This is a genomic window from Streptomyces sp. NPDC032822, from assembly GCF_055578825.1.
On the sequence record NZ_JBVIOL010000011.1, the window covers coordinates 132,165 to 147,767 of the forward strand.

The window sequence follows — 15,603 nt, forward strand, 5'->3', positions numbered from 1 at the left end:
CTGACCTCGGGCTCGCGGACGGGTAGAACTCCCTTGATGACCACGACCCTGCGGCCCGACGAGCCGCTTCAGCGCAACGCCGACGGGACGCGTTCACGCCGTTACCAGGTGTGTGTGAACAGCCGTCCCGTCGGCGCGGTCCACCTCGGTACCTCTCCCGCCTTCGGCGACTCGGTGGCCCGCGTCCACTCCGTACGCATCGAGGAGCCCGACCGCCGGCGCGGCCGGGGCACGGTGGCCATGCTCGCCGCGGAGGAGGTGGCGCGCGGCTGGGGCTGCGGGCAGATCGAGATCCAGGTGCCCGCCGACTCCGAGGCCGGGCTTCGGCTCGTCCAGGCGCTCGGCTACGTGGTGCGCAACCGCGGCATGGCGAAGGACCTCGGAGACAGCCCGCCCGAACTGCCCGCCGGCTACCGGGCCCGCCCGATGACCGAGACCGAGTTCGTCGCCTGGCAGGAGCGCGAGGCGCAGGAGTACGCGCGCACCTGGATCGAACGGGGCGTACCGGAGGCCGAGGCGTACGCCAAGGCCCGCAGCGACCACCAGAGGCTCCTGCCGCGCGGCCTCGCCACCGAGAACACGCGGCTCAGCGTCCTGGAACACGAGGGCGCCCGCGTGGGCGTCCTCTGGCTCGCCCGGCGCGACGGAAAGGCGTTCGTCCACAAGGTCGAGACCGACGAGGCCCACCGAGGCCGGGGACACAGACGCGTGCTCATGCTGCTGGCGGAGATCCAGGCCGCCGCCGAGGGCGGACGGACCCTGGGCCTCAACGTGTTCCAGGGCAACACCCCGGCCGAGCGGCTCTACGAGTCGCTCGGGTACGGGACGACGCAGTACGCGCTCTACAAACCGTTGCTGTAGGACCCCTGGTGGGCCCTGGTGGGCCAGAGACCGTCGGTGCGGCCGGGCCCGGGCCCGGCCTCGGCCGGCTCAGGCGTTCCGCGCGGCCAGCAGCCGGTCCGCGATCTCCTCGATGCGCTCACGCAGTCCGGCCTGGCTCTTGCCGCCGTCGAGGAGCTCGCCGTCGATGACATAGGTCGGGGTGCCGGTGACGCCGATCGCCTTGCCCTCGGCCTGGTCGGCGTCCACGATCAGGATGTGCCGGCCGTCGATCAGGGCCGTGTCGAACTCCTCGGCGTCAAGGCCGAGTTCACGCGCGATGTCGACCAGGAGGGGCTCGCCCCGGCGGTCCAGCTCGGCGACCCGGCCGAGCACCGCCTCGACGTACGGCCATCCCTGACCCTGCTCCGTCGCCTCCTCGGCGGCCTGCGCGGCGGCGAAGGCGTGCCGGTGCTTCTCCAGCGGGAAGTGCCTCAGCCGCAGTTCCAACCGGTCGCCGTAGCGGGCGCGCAGGGCACGGATGTCGTCCAGGGCGCTGTGGCAGTCCGGGCACTGCAGTTCGCACCAGATGTCGAGAACGGGCGCGGCCGGACGCGCGGGGGAGGAGTCGCTCATGGCCCCAGTCTTCCAGTCCCGTCCTGGACGTCCCCATCGGACCCGGGTGCCGGGCCGCGACCGCGGGGGACGACGTCGACCGGCACCTGGGGAGGAGCCGACCCGGAGATGTCCCTGATGTCCGGTCGGAGCATGGCCCGACCGGGGGCCTGGGGTGCAGGATGGAAGGGACGAAGTGCCCCCGCCGACCGAGCCCTGCCCCTGGAGGACCGGATGATTGCCGAGACCGTCTGTTCCGCCGTCGCCGCGGCCGGCCTGGGCATCGCGGCGGTCACGGCGTACCGCAAGCGTTTTCTCTCCGCCGTCCGTATCGCCGCGTACTCACTGGTGCCTCTCGGTCTGGTCATGACCGGAGTGGTCGAGTGGCTGGCGGACACCGCCCTCAGCCCGACGGCCTGGGCGGGCTTCGGGGTGCTCGGTGTCTCCTGGGTACTGTTCGCGAGCACCCGGGCGGTGGAGCGCCGCCGCGGAGGCACCCGCAAGGAGCGCCGGGCGGCGGCCAAGGGCGCCGCCCAGCCCGACGCGGTCGCGCCGACGGCCTCGGCCCCCTCCCTCGGCCCCGGCACCCGTCCGGCGGCCAAGCCGGCGAACCGGCCCCGCACCGGGACCGCCACCGACGACTTCAGCGACATCGAGGCCATCCTCAAGAAGCACGGCATCTGACCCCTCCACGGCGATCGGCATATGACGTCCGCATGAGGCACTGAAACGACACAGCGTGTCCCTGCACGTCCGGAAGTGATCACGACTCGAACCGGACATCACGGAATCCGGCGAACTCCCGCTCATTACGGGCGTGTTGATCGCGTCAGGCATCCCGACTGCGTCATCATCGCCGCGAGATGCTGGACACGACACAGAGCGACGCCGCGCCGCCGCAGGACGAGCCGCGCGGATGCCTCTTCGCCCTTTCCCAGCCACCGCTGATGATCTTTCTTGCGGTGATCGGGTGTCTGCTGCTCACGGCTGCGCTGCACGACCTGCTGTTGCTGTGACCCGTACCCGCGGTCCCCGGCGTCACCCGCCGGGGGTCGCGACCACACCAGGGCCCTGTCGGGGCCGTCCCGTACCGTCCGGGGCTCTCAGCCCGCCGCTTCCTTGCGCCGCGCCCGGTAGGCGGCCACGTGCAGCCGGTTCCCGCAGGTGCGGCTGTCGCAGTACCGCCGCGACCGGTTCCGGGAGAGGTCCACGAAGGCGCGCCGGCAGTCGGGCGCCTCGCAGCGGCGCAGCCGCTCGTGCTCGCCGGCCACCACGAAGAACGCCAGCGCCATCCCGCAGTCGGCCGCCAGGTGATCCGCGACGGAGGCGCCGGGCGCGAAGTAGTGCACATGCCAGTCGTAGCCGTCGTGGTCGGTGAGCCGCGGTGTGGTGCCGGCGGCGGCGACCAACTCGTTGATCAGCGCCGCGGCGGCCCGGGGGTCCGTAGCGGCGAAGACCGAGGCGAACCGCCCGCGGATCTTGCGCACCGCCGAGAGGTCGAACTCGGAGAGCACTCCGACATCACTGATCTCGTGGTTTCGTACGAAATCGGCGAGGCCGGCGACATCCGCCAGCGCGTCCGGAGCCGTGTCGTCCTCCGGCGCGGTGTTCACCAGATCCACCACGGTGTCGAGGGCGCACCGGGTGTCGTGGGTGATCAGCACGTTTCGCTCCCTGGCCTGGGGGTCGGGCGGACGCCCGCCGATGCTGGCCGATGGTAATGCGTCGCGCGCCTCGGGGAGGCCGACGGCGGGACGACGCACACCGGCGCCGCCCCCGTGAGGATCCACGGTGACGGCGCCGGTGCCTGCCCTATGCGGTTGTCTGAGCCCGAGCCGTCGCCCCGAGTGGACGGCGCCGGGCGGCTCTGTGCGGCCTCGCCCTAGCTTTCCGCCAGGATGTGCGAGAGCTCTTGATCGAGATCGAAGTGGCGATGCTCCGTACCGGGTGGCACGGCGGCATCCGTTCGCTTCAGGAAGGACTCCAGGGCCCGCGCAGGGGCCTCCAGCAGAGCTTCCCCTTCGGGGGAGCTCAGGGCGATGCAGACGACGCCCTGACCGTGACTGCGCGACGGCCAGACACGGACGTCGCCGGTTCCGGTGGGCCGGTGGAGGCCTTCCGCGAGCAGGTCGCGGGCGAACACCCACTCGACGGTCTCCTCGGCACCGGTGTGGAAGGTGGCGTGCACGGCGTAGGGGTCGGCCGTGTCGTACCGCAGGCCTGCGGGGACAGGCAGGGAGGACTCGCTCGACACAACGAGGCGCAGGTGCAGCTCGCAGCTGACCGTGGTGTTCATAAGCGCCAGGGCCTTTCGCTCAGTGTGCGCTCGGGGATTCGCACGTCGGCGAAATCGACATGCCACCTACGGTGCCGTTGTAAACCCCTCTGAGTGTTTTGCGTGCCTTTACGTAACTCTTCCGGCCGAGAGCGTGTTCGCACGGTACGCCCATTACGGTGACCGGTTTCCGTCCGGTAGGGTTTGGCTGTATGAACACGGGGAGTGACGAGCCGGGCGAGGTTGCCGTGGCGGCGGACGAGACGCGGACCGACGGGGCGAAGAGCGGGAGCGAGCAGCCGCTCGGCTCCAAGGCGCCGGAATTCATCAAGGCGCGACGCATGCTGCACCTGAGCTGGCAGGTCGGTGTCTTCGTCATCGGACTCGCGGTCGTGGGCGCCGGCATCGTGATGCTGCCGCTGCCCGGACCGGGCTGGGTCGTGATCTTCGGTGGCATGGCGATCTGGGCGACCGAGTTCGTCTGGGCCCAGCTGGTACTGCGCTGGACCAAGCGCAAGGTCACCGAGGCGGCGCAGCGCGCCCTCGACCCGGAGGTCCGGCGGCGCAACATCATTCTGACGTCGATCGGCCTGGTCATCGTGGCCGTCATCGTCGGTTTCTACCTGTGGAAGTTCGGCTTCGAGATGCCCTGGAAGATCAAGGACCAGTGAGCCGCGAGAGGCGTGCGCGGGCCGGCCTGCGGCGGTCGTCCGCACCCTCTGACTTGGGGTAATGTTCTCCCTGCGTCCGGGCGATTAGCTCAGTGGGAGAGCGCTTCGTTCACACCGAAGAGGTCACTGGTTCGAACCCAGTATCGCCCACCGGACCGGCGGCCCGTCTGCACAGCGGACGGGCCGCCGTCGTATGCCCGCCTCCCGAGCGCGCACACGTCGGCCGCTGCCTCGGTAGGCGCGGGGCCCCGCCCCGGGCGGGCGGCGGCGCGCGGCGGCAGTGCCCCGGTCGTCCCGGAAGTGCCCCTGCCCGGCGGCGAGTTCCGGCCGATCACCCTCCGCGTGCGGAAGACCAGTTGGTGTTCGGCCCGTCGGCCGCACGCGCCTCACCTGCGGAGTCCCGCGGCCTTCCCTCCGCAGTGGTCCCGACGCACCGTCAACTCGCCCGGCGGGCTCACAAGAAATTCCTGTCCGAATCATTGACGCACCCCGAGGCCCTCCGTAACTTGTGCCAGCAAGCGCTTACTTGAAACGATTCATGCAGGCGGCAACGACGCTGCGGGGAGGGTCCGACTGTGGGAACCAGCAGGAATGTTGAGAGGCGCACGATCCTGAAGGCCGCGGGGGCGACGGCGGCCACACTGGGCCTGGCCGCGACCACGGGGTGCGGGGGAGACAGCGGTACGTCGGCGGACGGGACGGTCACGATCCGTTACGCGTGGTGGGGTGCCGAGGACCGTGCCGAGCGCATCAACAAGACCATCGTGCTCTTCGAGAAGAAGTATCCGAAGATCAAGGTGAAGACGGACTTCCAGCCTTACCTCGACTTCTGGAAGAAGTTCAACACCCAGGCTTCCGGTGGTAATCCGCCGGACGTCTTCCAGAATGCCATTGGATTCCTGCGCAAATACGACGCGAAGAATGTGCTGCTGGATCTCAGCGCACAGGTCGAGGCGGGCAATCTCTCCATGGACGGCTTCCGGGCCGGCCTGGAGAAGTTCGGCGAGGTCGACGGCAAACTCCTCGGGGTTCCGGTCGGTTCCAACTCGATGTCCCTGGTGATCGACAAGCCCGTCTACACCAAGGCCGGTGTGAAGCCGGAACAGGGCTGGACCTGGGACGACTTCGACGCGGCGATGCAGAAGATCCGCGACAAGGCGGGGCGGGCCGGCGACAGCGGCATGTACGGCGTGATGTACCTGTACGACCTGTATCTGCGTCAGAACGGCAAGGCGTTCTTCACCGCGGACGGACTCGGTTTCACCGAGGCGGATCTGACGGACTGGTGGACCAAGGCCAAGAAGGGCGTCGAGGAGGGGCTCTACGCCGATCCCAAGAAGGTCGCCCAGATCAAGCCCAAGTCGGCGGTCTCCGCGGAACTCGCCGGCGGCGAGTTCACCTGGGACAACTTCACCGTCCGCTACACCTCCGAGGGCAAGAGCGAGTACGGTCTGGCGCCCATTCCGACCACCGACGGCAAGAAGACCGGCCAGTACCTCGGCTCCCTCATGCTCAGCGCCTCCAAGCGGACGCAGCATCCGAAGGAGGTCGCCCAGTTCATCGACTTCATGACACACGACCCCGAGGTCGCGAAGATCATGGGCTACGACCGGGGGGTGCCGGCGACGCAGGCGCAGTTCGACGCCTTCCAGCCGACCGACGAGGTCAACAAGGCGATCGCCGCCTACGAGGAGTCCCTCGTCGCGGCCGGGGTCCTGGAGCCGATCACCCCGCACCCGAACGGCGCCGACATCTGTGAGTCCGCGTTCCTGCGCATCGCCGAGGAACTCGCGCTGGGCACGCGCTCGGTGAGCGAGGCCGTCAAGCAGTTCTTCACCGAGTCGAAGACGGCTCTCGGCAGCTGATGGGAACCACCGTGACACACGCCCCTGCGATGGAGGACCTGACCAAGGACTCCGAGCCGCGGCACGGTCCGGTCGACTCCCCGCGCCCCGCCGCCCTCAAGCGGCGGGGCCGCCGGGAGACCCTGGCCGGCTATCTCTTCATGTCCCCGTGGATCGCCGGGTTCCTGCTGCTGACAGCGGGGCCGATGATCGCCTCGCTCTACTTCGCGTTCACCGACTACAACCTGTTCGACACACCGAAGTGGATCGGGCTCGACAACTTCTCCGAGATGTTCGGCGACCCGCGCTGGCGCCACTCGGTGCAGGTGACGCTCTGGTACGTGGCCGTCGGGACACCGCTCAAACTGCTGCTCGCCCTCGGGGTGGCGCTGCTGCTCGCCCAGCAGCGGCGCGGCCAGGCCTTCTACCGGGCCGCGTTCTACGCGCCCTCGCTGATCGGCGCGAGCGTCTCCGTCGCGATCGTCTGGAAGGCGATCTTCTCGGACGACGCGGTCGTGGACCGGACGCAGCAGTTCTTCGGGATCGACGTCGGCGGCTGGACCGGCGACCCGGAGCTGATCATCTACAGCCTGGTGGCGCTCACCGTCTGGCAGTTCGGCGCCCCCATGGTCATCTTCCTGGCCGGTCTCAAGCAGGTCCCGCGCGAGCTGTACGAGGCCGCCGAGGTCGACGGGGCCGGCAAGCTGCGGCGGTTCTGGAACATCACCCTGCCGATGATCTCCCCGGTCCTCTTCTTCAACGTCCTGCTGGAGACGATCCACTCCTTCCAGATCTTCAGCTCGGCGTACATCGTCGGCGGCGGCGCCGGCGGCAACGCCTGCGGGCCCGCCGACGGGTCGATGGTCTACACCTGCTACCTCTACGTCCAGGGCTTCGAGAACAGCCGGATGGGTCTGGCCTCCGCCATGGCCTGGATGCTGCTCGTCGCGGTCGCCCTGGTGACGGCGGTGCTGTTCTGGTCCCAGAAGCGCTGGGTGCACTACGAGGAGGGCGCCCGATGAGCGCACAGGCCACCGAGATCGCCCCGGCTCCGGACCCGTCCATGGCCCCGTCCACCAAGGGTGGCGCCTTCCGGCAGCGGCTGCCCGGCTCCCTCGCCTGGCACATCGGGTCCCTGCTGATCCTCGCCGTGATCCTCTATCCGGTGGTCTGGGTCATCGGCGGCTCCTTCAAGAAGAGCGAGGACATCGTCGGCAGCCTGGACCTGTTCCCGGGCGACCCGATCACCTCCAACTACACGCGGCTGGGCGAGGGCATCGCGGACATCTCGATCTCCACGTTCTTCGTCAACTCGCTCACCCTCGCGCTCGGTTCCGTGGCCGGCATCGTGCTGTCCTGCTCGCTGACGGCGTACGCCTTCGCGCGGATCAGGTTCGCGGGCCGCAATCTCCTGTTCACGCTGATGATCGGGACGCTCCTGCTGCCGTACCACGTGCTGCTGATCCCGCAGTACGTGCTGTTCCGCAACATGGGGATGATCAACACGTACACCCCGCTGCTGCTGGGGAAGTACCTGGCCACCGAGGCGTTCTTCGTCTTCCTGATGATGCAGTTCATGCGCAACCTGCCCAAGGAGCTCGACGAGGCCGCCCGTCTCGACGGCTGCGGGCACCTGAGGATCTACTGGTCGATCGTGCTGCCGCTGTGCCGTCCGGCCCTGATCACCAGCGCGATCTTCACCTTCATCAACTCGTGGAACGACTTCATGGGCCCGTTGATCTACCTCAACGAGCCGGACAAGTACACGGTCTCCCTCGGTCTGAAGATGTTCGTCGACCAGGAGGGCGTCGCCGACTACGGCGGCATGATCGCCATGTCGCTGGTCGCCCTGCTGCCCGTGCTGGCGTTCTTCCTCGCCTTCCAGCGCTATCTGATCGACGGTATGGCGACCTCCGGACTGAAGGGCTGAGGCGACCGACCATGGCCGAAGCGCGCGCGAAAGCCCGTACCCCGCGAGGGGAGTCCGTCCTCGCCGAACGGTTCGGTGTGTTCGCCGAGTGTCTGCTCACCGGGGTGTGGATCGCGGTGGCCTCGCTGGGCGTGGTCACCTATCCCGCCGCCTTCGCCGCCGGCGCGCGGCACCTGCGCCGCCGCACCACCCACCAGGCGGGCGGGTGGCGGGAGTTCGTCGCCGACTTCCGGGTGGCCGTGCGCGGCGGATGGCTCGCCGGGCTCGCCGGGTGGGCGGCGGCGGGCGCGGTCTGGGTGGACGTCCAGGCCGTGCGGGCCGGGATTCCCGGTGGCCCGCTGGTCGGGGCCGTCGGCGTCCTCGCGCTGATCGGGCTCGCCGTCGCCGGGCTGCGGGCCTGTGCGGTGTGGACGCCGGGCGCCACCTGGCGCGTTCTGCTGGCGCGGGCCGGGCGCCGGACCGTGCTCGACCCCGCCGGTTCCTTCCTGATCGTCGGCGGGCTGGCCGTGGTGGCCGTGTCCGCCTGGCTCGTCGCACCCCTGGCGGTCCCGGTCCTCGGGGCCGTCTCGGCGGCGGCCGTCGCCGTCGAGGAGCGCTACCGGCACCGCTGACGGGCGGTGCCCTCGTACCGGGTCGGCGCTCCGGCGCCGTACCTCCATCTGTCATGCCCCTGACCAGCCGCACCGCAGTGCCTCCCGCACGGAACGGAAAGGAAAGGCTGCATCCCTATGTCTCCCATTCCCCGCAGGTCTCTTCTCAAGGCGGCCGCGGTCGCCGGAGCCGCCGCGCAGTTCAGCTGGGCGCTAGGAGCGAAGGACGCGCAGGCTGCGCCGAGAGCCGCCGACGCCGACGCGGATCCGGTGACCCTGGACTGGCTGGAGGACGGCGGCCTCGGCGCCGCCCCCGGCTCCACCCTCGGCGTCCCCTGGCCCAAGGGCACCTACCGGGAGGACCAGGACTTCGCCGCGACCGACGCGGACGGCAAGGCCGTGCCCGTGCAGTCCTGGCCCCTCGCCTACTGGCCGGACGGCTCCCTCAAGTGGACCGCGCACGCCGTGAGTTCGGGCAACGGCAAGCTCACCCTGGCCGCGGGCGAGACCACCGCCCCCGCGAAGAAGGTCACCGTCGACAGGAGCGGTGGCACGATCACGGTCTCCACCGGGGTCATCACCGCGAAGATCGGCAAGTCCGGCGCCACGCTGATCAAGTCGGTCACGCGTGGCTCGACGGAGATCGCCAAGAACGGCCGCCTCGTCCTGATCCGCCAGCCCGAGATCGAGGACGAGGACCAGGGCGCGGTCAAGACCGAGCGCTTCGAGGGAGCCATCTCCGGTGTCACCGTCGAACAGGACGGCCCGGTCCGCGCGGTCGTCCGCATCGACGGCAAGCACCGCAAGGGCGGCCGGAGTTGGCTGCCGTTCTCGGTCCGCCTCTACTTCTACGCCGGCGCCGACTCCTTCCGCATGGTGCACACCGTCACCTTCGACGGCACCCAGGAGCCCGGCAAGGCCAGCGGCGACTTCATCCGCGGCCTCGGCGTCCGCTTCACCGTGCCGATGCGCGACCAGTCCTACGACCGCCATGTCCGCATCGGCGGCGACGGCACCGGTCTGCTGCGCGAGGCCGTCAAGGGCATCACCGGACTGCGCCGCGACCCGGGCGCCGCCGTGCAGGCCGCCCAGTACGCGGGCGAGAAACTGCCCGACCCGGCCACCTGGGACCAGCGCGTCACCACCCGCCTCCAGTACATCCCGGAGTGGGGCGACTACACCCTCTCCCAGCTCTCCGCCGACGGCTTCGGCCTGCGCAAGCGCACCAAGAAGGGCCACGGCTGGATCGGCGCCGGCGGCGGCAAGCGGGCCTCCGGCTTCGGCTACGTCGGCGGTGTCAGCGGCGGACTCTCCTTCGGCCTGCGGGACTTCTGGGAGAAGTACCCGGCCCAGCTCGACATCCGCGACGCCCAGACCGACGAGGCCGAGGTCACCCTCTGGCTCTGGTCGCCCGAGGCACAGCCCATGGACCTGCGCTTCTACCACGACGGCATGGGCCAGGACACCTTCGCCGAACAGCTCGAAGGCCTCAACATCACCTACGAGGACTACGAGCCCGAGTTCGGCACCCCCTACGGCATCGCCCGCACCTCCGAACTCCTCTTCTGGGCCAACGAGTCGACACCCTCGGCCGAGGCCCTGGCCCGGCAGGTGAAGGCCGTACGCGTACTGCCCCAGCTCGCCGCCCCGCCCAAGCAGCTCATCAAGGCCGGCGTCTTCGGCCCGGGCCTCTACGCCGAACCGGACCGCTCCACACCCGCCAAGGCCAAGATCGAGGACCACCTCGACTTCCTCTTCACCTACTACAAGGACCAGGTGGAGATGCGCCGTTGGTACGGCTTCTGGGACTACGGCGACATCATGCACACGTACGACACGGTCCGGCACCAATGGCGGTACGACGTCGGCGGCTACGCCTGGGACAACTCCGAACTCTCGCCGGACCTCTGGCTCTGGTTCGCCTACCTGCGCTCCGGACGGGCGGACATCTTCCGCTTCGCCGAGGCGATGACCCGGCACACCGGCGAGGTCGACGTCTACCACCTGGGCAAGTGGGCCGGCCTCGGCACCCGGCACGGTGTGCAGCACTACGCCGACAGCGCCAAGCAGCAGCGCATCGCCAACACGACGTACCGCCGCTACTACTACTTCCTCACCGCCGACGAACGGGTCGGCGACCTCATGCACGCCAACGTCGACTCCGACGAGACCTTCCTCGTCCTCGACCCGATCCGCAAGATCCGCACCGAGCCGTACACACCCGACCGGCACGCCCTGTCGATCGGCTTCGGTACCGACTGGAGCGGCCTGGTCTCCGCCTGGCTGACCGAGTGGGAGCGCAAGGGCCCCAAGTGGGAGAAGGCCAAGGCGCGCGTCCTGTCGACGATGGAGACGATCGCTGCCCAGCCCAACGGGTTCGTACAGGGAAGCGGCCTGTACGACCTGGACACCGGGAAGTTCGCGACCGCCGCGGCACCCGTGGTCGGGGTCTCGCACCTCTCCGCCGTGTTCGGCCTCAACGAGCTGTGCGCCGAACTCATCGACCTCGTCGACATGCCGAAGTTCAACGAGGCCTACTTCGACTACTGCCGCTACTTCAACGCCACGAAGGCCGAACAGGCGGCACGCTACGGCTCCAACTTCGGCAGCCTGCTGCTGTTCCAGGGCCACTCGCGCCTCGACGCGTACGCCGCCGTGCAGACCGGCGACGAGAAACTCGCCAAGCGGGCGTGGGAGAAGTTCTACAACTCCGACGGCTACAAGGAGTCGGCCCCCTGGAAGACGGAGGAACTGAGCGGCCCCGTCACCCTGGTCCCGGGCAGCGAGGCCGCGTGGGTCGCCACCAACGACACCGCGCTCTACGGCCTCGCCGCCATCGAGAACCTGGCACTGCTGGGCGACAAGATGCCGTAGCGGCAGGCTAGTTCATCCTCCCCAGGGCCTCCCGCGCCCGTCGGACGTCCCGGATGCGCTGCTCGTACGTCGCACCGAGTGCGAGCAGCAGGAGTCCGGCGAGGGCGGGAGGCACCCAGCGGGGAAGCGCGTCGGCCACCTGGACCAGGTAGGGGGCGAGCTCGTGCAGTGTGTCCAGGATCAGCACCGAGCCGCCGAGCAGGAGCGGCGCCCGGAGGTGGTGCCCGGCGCCCAGCAGCGTGACCGACAGCGCGCCCAGCCCCAGCAGCAGCGGGCGCGTCCAGTCGGTGTCGCCCCAGACGGCGATCAGGCTCGGCACGAGGGTGGCGGCGAGGCCGGGGCCGTACGCCGTCCAGGAGGACGTCCGCGGGTCGCGGCGCCTGCGCAGCGCGCCCAGCAGCAGCGCCGGGACGGTCACCGGAAGCGTGTACGCCTCGGGCGTCCCGATGTCCCAGGCCGTCAGGCGTACCCAGGTCGCCAGGACGAACAGCGCGGCGGCCGCGTAGCCGACGGGGCGCCGGTCGGGGCGGATCGCCGTGCCCGCGGCGATCACCGCGCACAGGGCCAGCACCAGCGCCAGCAGCGGCGGATCGGTGACGGCGAGTCCCACGGCGAGCAGGCCGACGGTGGCTCCCGCGACCTCGACCGGTACGACGGCCGGGCCGTTGCCCCGGCGCGCGGCCAGCAGGGCCGCCGCCACCGGGACGGTGAGTACGAGCAGCGCGGTGTGCGACGGCTGCCAGTTCAGGGCCGCGCCGGTCGCGCAGGCGAGTCCGGCGGCGTACCCGAGTGCGGCCGGCGCGGTGACGGGTGCCAGGCGCGGATGCCAGGAGGCCGCCGCGAACAGCACGGTCAGGGCGGACAGCACGGCCAGGGTCGCGGACCGCGAGGCGAGCGAGAGGAAGGCCAGGCTGAGGGAGCCGGCCAGGGCGAGGACGAGGGCGGTGAGCCGAGGAGGAGTCAACGGACGGGCCGTCGCCGTGCCGTGCGGCGCGGGCGTGCCCCGGCGTACGTACACCGTCGCCGCGAGGGCCCCGGCCGTCATGACGCCGTAGGTCGACAGGGCGGCCGTATAGGGAAGTTCGAGCACCGCCGGGAGCACGAACGGCGTCACCCACAGCAGGGCCGTCGCACCGCACCGCGCCCGGGACCGCCAGAGCGTGCCACGGACCGTCCGGGCGAAGACGACCGCGACGGCGGCGACGGCTGCCAGGACGAGGGGAGCCGTCTCCGTGTGCGGCGGCCAGGGCCCGTCCAGCGCGACCGCCGCGCGGGCGTCCGCCGGCGCGCCGGTCCAGGCGCGTTCCGCCCAGCCGACCGGACCCAGCAGCGCCAGAGTGACGACGGGCAGTGACCACAGCACGGCCAGCGTCTGTACGGCGCCCGAGGCCCACACGAAGCCGTGCCGCACCGCCGCCGGCAGCCGCCCGGCCCGCAGCGTCGCCAACAGGGCGATCCCGCACACCAGATGGACCGGAACCGTCCACGCCTCCGGCAGCGCCGGGCGCACCGCACCGCCGAGCGCCGCGACGCCGAGCAGCCCGGCGATCACCGCGAGACCGAGGGCGTCCTTGCGGCCGGGACCGCGCGCGTCGGCGCTTTCCTCCGCTGCCTCCGCGATGCCGTCGTGCCAGGCGGCGCCCAGCGCTGTCGCCGCCGCGAGGAGGAGGAGCGCCGCCGCACGGGCGGCGGCGCTCGGGCCGGTGGCCGTCCAGGACAGCCAGCCGGCGGCCAGTACGCCCCAGCCGCCCATGCCGTACGCGCCGATCGCCGCGACGATCCGCACGGAACGGGCCGATACCCGCAGCGCCACGCCCGTGTCGAGCGCGGCAGTGAACAGGAGCGCGGTGGTGACCCCGTAGGGCACGGCGTCGGCGGCCACCGCCCAGAGCAGCAGCGGGAGTTGGGCCACGGACAGGGCGGCGGGCAGGGGCAGGCGCAGCGCGCGGGTGGCCGGCAGCAGACCGTACGCGGCCCACACCAGCGCGAGCACCGCGGAGGCGACCGCCGTGTACCCCGTGCCGTCGGTGCCCGCGAGCGCGGCCCCGTGCAGGGCGTAGGCGTCCAGCACCGTCAGCGCGAGCCCGAGGCCCGCCACCGACTCGGCCGTCGAGCGCAGCCCTCGCTTCAGCAGCACCGCCGGTGCGGCGAGCGCGGCCAGCGTGACCGCGCCCAGCACCAGGGCCCGCCCGGCGATGCCCATGTGCCCCCAGCTGACCAGCGTGAACACCATCGCGGCGATGGTGAGCAGGACGCCACCGAGCAGGAGCAGCACGTTCTGGACGCGTGGCGCGGAGGTCTCGGGGCGGGGTGCGCGAGGCGGCGCGGCAGGTGTCGGCCACGCCTGGTGCAGGGCCGCGACCAGCCAGGCGCGGCGCGTCAGCAACTGGGCCCGGCGGGCGTCGAGGTGCCACAACTCGGCGTCGATGAGCCGCAGCTCCTCGGCCGGCGGCGGAATGTGCGTCATACCGTCGAGTGTGGTCGGCGTCACCTCGCACAGCATGAGTGTGGGTACTCAGGACGTACTCAGATGTGCGCCGCCCGGGGCCCGGGCCCGCGCCTGGGGCACACTCCGCTCATGGACTTCACCCGCTACCGCTTCCACAGCCGATGGCGGCTGCCCGCGCCGCCCGCCGCCGTGTACGACGCCCTGGAACGGGCCGAGGACTATCCGCGCTGGTGGCCCCAGGTGCGCGAGGTGAACCGGATCGACGACACGACCGGCGTCATCCGCATCCGCTCCCTCCTCCCGTACGACCTGACCTTCACCGCCCGTGAGGTACGGCGGGACCCGGCGGCCGGCACCCTGGAGATCACCATGTCCGGGGACATCGACGGCTGGGCGCGCTGGACGATCACCGCGGACGGCACCGGCAGCCTGGCCCGCTACGAGCAGGTCGTCGACGTCAACAAGCCGTTGCTGCGCCGGTTCGCCGTCCCGGGACGGCCGTTGTTCCGGGCCAACCACCGGCTGATGATGAGGTCCGGGCGGCGCGGGCTCGTCGGCCACCTGCACGCGGTTTGAACGAAGGGTGCGGGGACCTGTATTGTTCAGTGCGTTCCCGGGCGATTAGCTCAGTGGGAGAGCGCTTCGTTCACACCGAAGAGGTCACTGGTTCGAACCCAGTATCGCCCACCGGGACAAGCCGGTCCGTCTCAGACGGACCGGCTTTCCGCATGTCGAGGGCCTTTGGTGTCGAGAGCCCCCTTCCTCATGCAGCCGCGGGCAGGTCCGGACGCAGGGGCCACGCCGGGTCCACCGACTCCTCCGAGCCGCTGCGCGCGAACCACGCCTGCAGGCCCCGGGCCTGCGCCGCGTGCCACACCGACTGCAGGGTGTGCAGTTCGCCGGGGCTCAGCCGCTCCAGCCGGGCCGCGAACCGGCGCCCCACCGCGCGTACGACATCCAGCGACGCCAGGGCGTCGGCCCCCGCGTCGTGCGCGCCCTCCAGCGAGACGCCGTAGTGGGCGCACAGGTCGGTCAGGGTGCGGCGGCCCTTGCGGTAGCGGTCCAGATGCTTGTCGAGGACCCGGGGATCCAGCACCAGCAGCGGCGAGGAGTCGAACCAGCGGTCCAGCGACGAGGCCCGGTGCCGGCGCAACTCCCGGTCCAGCATCGTCAGGTCGAACGGCGCGTTCATCACCACCAACGGCCGCGCCGCGACGGCCTGTTCGGCCAGCACCTCGGCTATCTCGTACATCACCGGAGCGGGCCAGCGGCCGTTGCGCTGGAGATGCTCGTCCGTCAGTCCGTGTACCTCCGTCGCCCCGGCCGGCACCGGCACGCCAGGGTTCACCAGCCACCGGGTCACCCGCGGCCGGGTGCCCGGGGCGTCCTGGACGACGACGGCGGCCGACACGATCCGGTCGGTCTCGACGTCGACACCCGTGGTCTCCGTGTCGAATGCGGCCAGGGGCCCTTCGTACCAGCAAGCCATATCTACTCAACCCCTTGTTCACCCGCGGCGGCTGACGCCCCGTCTTC

The 15,603-nt window shown here is 70.8% G+C and carries 15 protein-coding genes and 2 tRNA genes; 12 read left to right on the plus strand and 5 right to left on the minus strand.

What is annotated here, in order from left to right; all coding sequences use genetic code 11:
* Positions 1-36 precede the first annotated feature (36 nt).
* The gene (locus ACZ5VD_RS28985) at positions 37-861 is read left to right on the plus strand and encodes a GNAT family N-acetyltransferase (protein ID WP_468552247.1); all 825 of its coding nucleotides are present in this window, start codon (positions 37-39) and stop codon (positions 859-861) included.
* 69 nt (positions 862-930) lie between these two features.
* Here ACZ5VD_RS28985 and ACZ5VD_RS28990 read toward each other — a convergent pair whose 3' ends face one another.
* Positions 931-1,455: a DsbA family protein gene (locus tag ACZ5VD_RS28990; RefSeq protein ID WP_468552246.1), complete on the minus strand. Its 525-nt coding sequence runs from the start codon at positions 1,453-1,455 to the stop codon at positions 931-933.
* Between the two features lie 213 nt (positions 1,456-1,668).
* Here ACZ5VD_RS28990 and ACZ5VD_RS28995 point away from each other — a divergent pair, with 213 nt between their 5' ends.
* Complete coding sequence (locus ACZ5VD_RS28995; protein ID WP_468552245.1) at positions 1,669-2,118, plus strand: hypothetical protein; 450 nt, start codon at positions 1,669-1,671, stop codon at positions 2,116-2,118.
* 179 nt (positions 2,119-2,297) lie between these two features.
* Positions 2,298-2,450 carry a hypothetical protein gene (locus ACZ5VD_RS29000; RefSeq protein ID WP_164873000.1) on the plus strand — a complete coding sequence of 51 codons (153 nt, stop codon included), beginning with the start codon at positions 2,298-2,300 and terminating at the stop codon, positions 2,448-2,450.
* An 87-nt stretch (positions 2,451-2,537) separates the two neighbouring features.
* Here the strand turns inward: ACZ5VD_RS29000 and ACZ5VD_RS29005 are convergent, their stop codons facing one another.
* On the minus strand, positions 2,538-3,098 hold the full coding sequence (locus ACZ5VD_RS29005; protein ID WP_468552244.1) for a CGNR zinc finger domain-containing protein: 561 nt from the start codon (positions 3,096-3,098) through the stop codon (positions 2,538-2,540).
* A gap of 218 nt (positions 3,099-3,316) precedes the next feature.
* Positions 3,317-3,730 (minus strand): SsgA family sporulation/cell division regulator, encoded by a 414-nt coding sequence (locus ACZ5VD_RS29010; RefSeq protein ID WP_004002642.1) that lies wholly within the window; start codon positions 3,728-3,730, stop codon positions 3,317-3,319.
* A gap of 191 nt (positions 3,731-3,921) precedes the next feature.
* Between ACZ5VD_RS29010 and ACZ5VD_RS29015 the strand changes: the two genes are divergently transcribed.
* The 7 genes from ACZ5VD_RS29015 to ACZ5VD_RS29045 all read left to right on the plus strand — a co-directional run bounded on the left by ACZ5VD_RS29015 (position 3,922) and on the right by ACZ5VD_RS29045 (position 11,618).
* The gene (locus ACZ5VD_RS29015; RefSeq protein WP_468683767.1) at positions 3,922-4,380 is read left to right on the plus strand and encodes a TIGR02611 family protein; all 459 of its coding nucleotides are present in this window, start codon (positions 3,922-3,924) and stop codon (positions 4,378-4,380) included.
* Positions 4,381-4,458: 78 nt separating this feature from the next.
* A tRNA-Val gene (locus tag ACZ5VD_RS29020) sits at positions 4,459-4,530 on the plus strand.
* Positions 4,531-4,955: 425 nt separating this feature from the next.
* Positions 4,956-6,245, plus strand: coding sequence for an ABC transporter substrate-binding protein (locus tag ACZ5VD_RS29025; RefSeq protein WP_468552242.1), 1,290 nt, complete (start codon positions 4,956-4,958; stop codon positions 6,243-6,245).
* The gene (locus ACZ5VD_RS29030) at positions 6,245-7,246 is read left to right on the plus strand and encodes a carbohydrate ABC transporter permease (protein WP_468552241.1); all 1,002 of its coding nucleotides are present in this window, start codon (positions 6,245-6,247) and stop codon (positions 7,244-7,246) included. Before ACZ5VD_RS29025 ends, ACZ5VD_RS29030 begins: the two co-directional genes overlap by 1 nt.
* The gene (locus ACZ5VD_RS29035) at positions 7,243-8,154 is read left to right on the plus strand and encodes a carbohydrate ABC transporter permease (protein ID WP_468552240.1); all 912 of its coding nucleotides are present in this window, start codon (positions 7,243-7,245) and stop codon (positions 8,152-8,154) included. Before ACZ5VD_RS29030 ends, ACZ5VD_RS29035 begins: the two co-directional genes overlap by 4 nt.
* Positions 8,155-8,165: 11 nt before the next feature.
* Positions 8,166-8,765, plus strand: coding sequence for a hypothetical protein (locus tag ACZ5VD_RS29040; protein ID WP_468683768.1), 600 nt, complete (start codon positions 8,166-8,168; stop codon positions 8,763-8,765).
* A gap of 117 nt (positions 8,766-8,882) precedes the next feature.
* On the plus strand, positions 8,883-11,618 hold the full coding sequence (locus ACZ5VD_RS29045) for an exo-rhamnogalacturonan lyase family protein (RefSeq protein ID WP_468552238.1): 2,736 nt from the start codon (positions 8,883-8,885) through the stop codon (positions 11,616-11,618).
* Positions 11,619-11,625: 7 nt separating this feature from the next.
* Here ACZ5VD_RS29045 and ACZ5VD_RS29050 read toward each other — a convergent pair whose 3' ends face one another.
* Positions 11,626-14,085 (minus strand): SCO7613 C-terminal domain-containing membrane protein, encoded by a 2,460-nt coding sequence (locus ACZ5VD_RS29050; RefSeq protein ID WP_468683769.1) that lies wholly within the window; start codon positions 14,083-14,085, stop codon positions 11,626-11,628.
* Between the two features lie 111 nt (positions 14,086-14,196).
* On the opposite strand from ACZ5VD_RS29050, the gene ACZ5VD_RS29055 reads away from it, so the two are divergent.
* Together ACZ5VD_RS29055 and ACZ5VD_RS29060 are read left to right on the plus strand one after the other, a co-directional pair.
* Positions 14,197-14,643, plus strand: a complete 447-nt coding sequence (locus ACZ5VD_RS29055; protein WP_468683770.1) for an SRPBCC family protein — start codon at positions 14,197-14,199, stop codon at positions 14,641-14,643.
* Between the two features lie 39 nt (positions 14,644-14,682).
* Positions 14,683-14,754 (plus strand) — tRNA-Val (locus tag ACZ5VD_RS29060).
* 76 nt (positions 14,755-14,830) lie between these two features.
* Here ACZ5VD_RS29060 and ACZ5VD_RS29065 read toward each other — a convergent pair.
* On the minus strand, positions 14,831-15,556 hold the full coding sequence (locus tag ACZ5VD_RS29065) for an exonuclease domain-containing protein (RefSeq protein WP_468552235.1): 726 nt from the start codon (positions 15,554-15,556) through the stop codon (positions 14,831-14,833).
* Positions 15,557-15,603 lie beyond the last annotated feature (47 nt).

Bases quoted from the DNA above. Each gene is read 5' to 3' on its own strand.
- ACZ5VD_RS29030 (WP_468552241.1), top strand. From the start codon at position 6,245: ATGGGAACCACCGTGACACACGCCCCTGCGATGGAGGACCTGACCAAG.
- ACZ5VD_RS28995 (WP_468552245.1), top strand. From the start codon at position 1,669: ATGATTGCCGAGACCGTCTGTTCCGCCGTCGCCGCGGCCGGCCTGGGC.
- ACZ5VD_RS29035 (WP_468552240.1), top strand. From the start codon at position 7,243: ATGAGCGCACAGGCCACCGAGATCGCCCCGGCTCCGGACCCGTCCATG.
- ACZ5VD_RS28990 (WP_468552246.1), bottom strand. From the start codon at position 1,455: ATGAGCGACTCCTCCCCCGCGCGTCCGGCCGCGCCCGTTCTCGACATC.
- ACZ5VD_RS29040 (WP_468683768.1), top strand. From the start codon at position 8,166: ATGGCCGAAGCGCGCGCGAAAGCCCGTACCCCGCGAGGGGAGTCCGTC.
- ACZ5VD_RS29050 (WP_468683769.1), bottom strand. From the start codon at position 14,085: ATGACGCACATTCCGCCGCCGGCCGAGGAGCTGCGGCTCATCGACGCC.
- ACZ5VD_RS28985 (WP_468552247.1), top strand. From the start codon at position 37: ATGACCACGACCCTGCGGCCCGACGAGCCGCTTCAGCGCAACGCCGAC.
- ACZ5VD_RS29065 (WP_468552235.1), bottom strand. From the start codon at position 15,556: ATGGCTTGCTGGTACGAAGGGCCCCTGGCCGCATTCGACACGGAGACC.
- ACZ5VD_RS29055 (WP_468683770.1), top strand. From the start codon at position 14,197: ATGGACTTCACCCGCTACCGCTTCCACAGCCGATGGCGGCTGCCCGCG.
- ACZ5VD_RS29000 (WP_164873000.1), top strand. From the start codon at position 2,298: ATGCTGGACACGACACAGAGCGACGCCGCGCCGCCGCAGGACGAGCCG.
- ACZ5VD_RS29045 (WP_468552238.1), top strand. From the start codon at position 8,883: ATGTCTCCCATTCCCCGCAGGTCTCTTCTCAAGGCGGCCGCGGTCGCC.
- ACZ5VD_RS29015 (WP_468683767.1), top strand. From the start codon at position 3,922: ATGAACACGGGGAGTGACGAGCCGGGCGAGGTTGCCGTGGCGGCGGAC.
- ACZ5VD_RS29010 (WP_004002642.1), bottom strand. From the start codon at position 3,730: ATGAACACCACGGTCAGCTGCGAGCTGCACCTGCGCCTCGTTGTGTCG.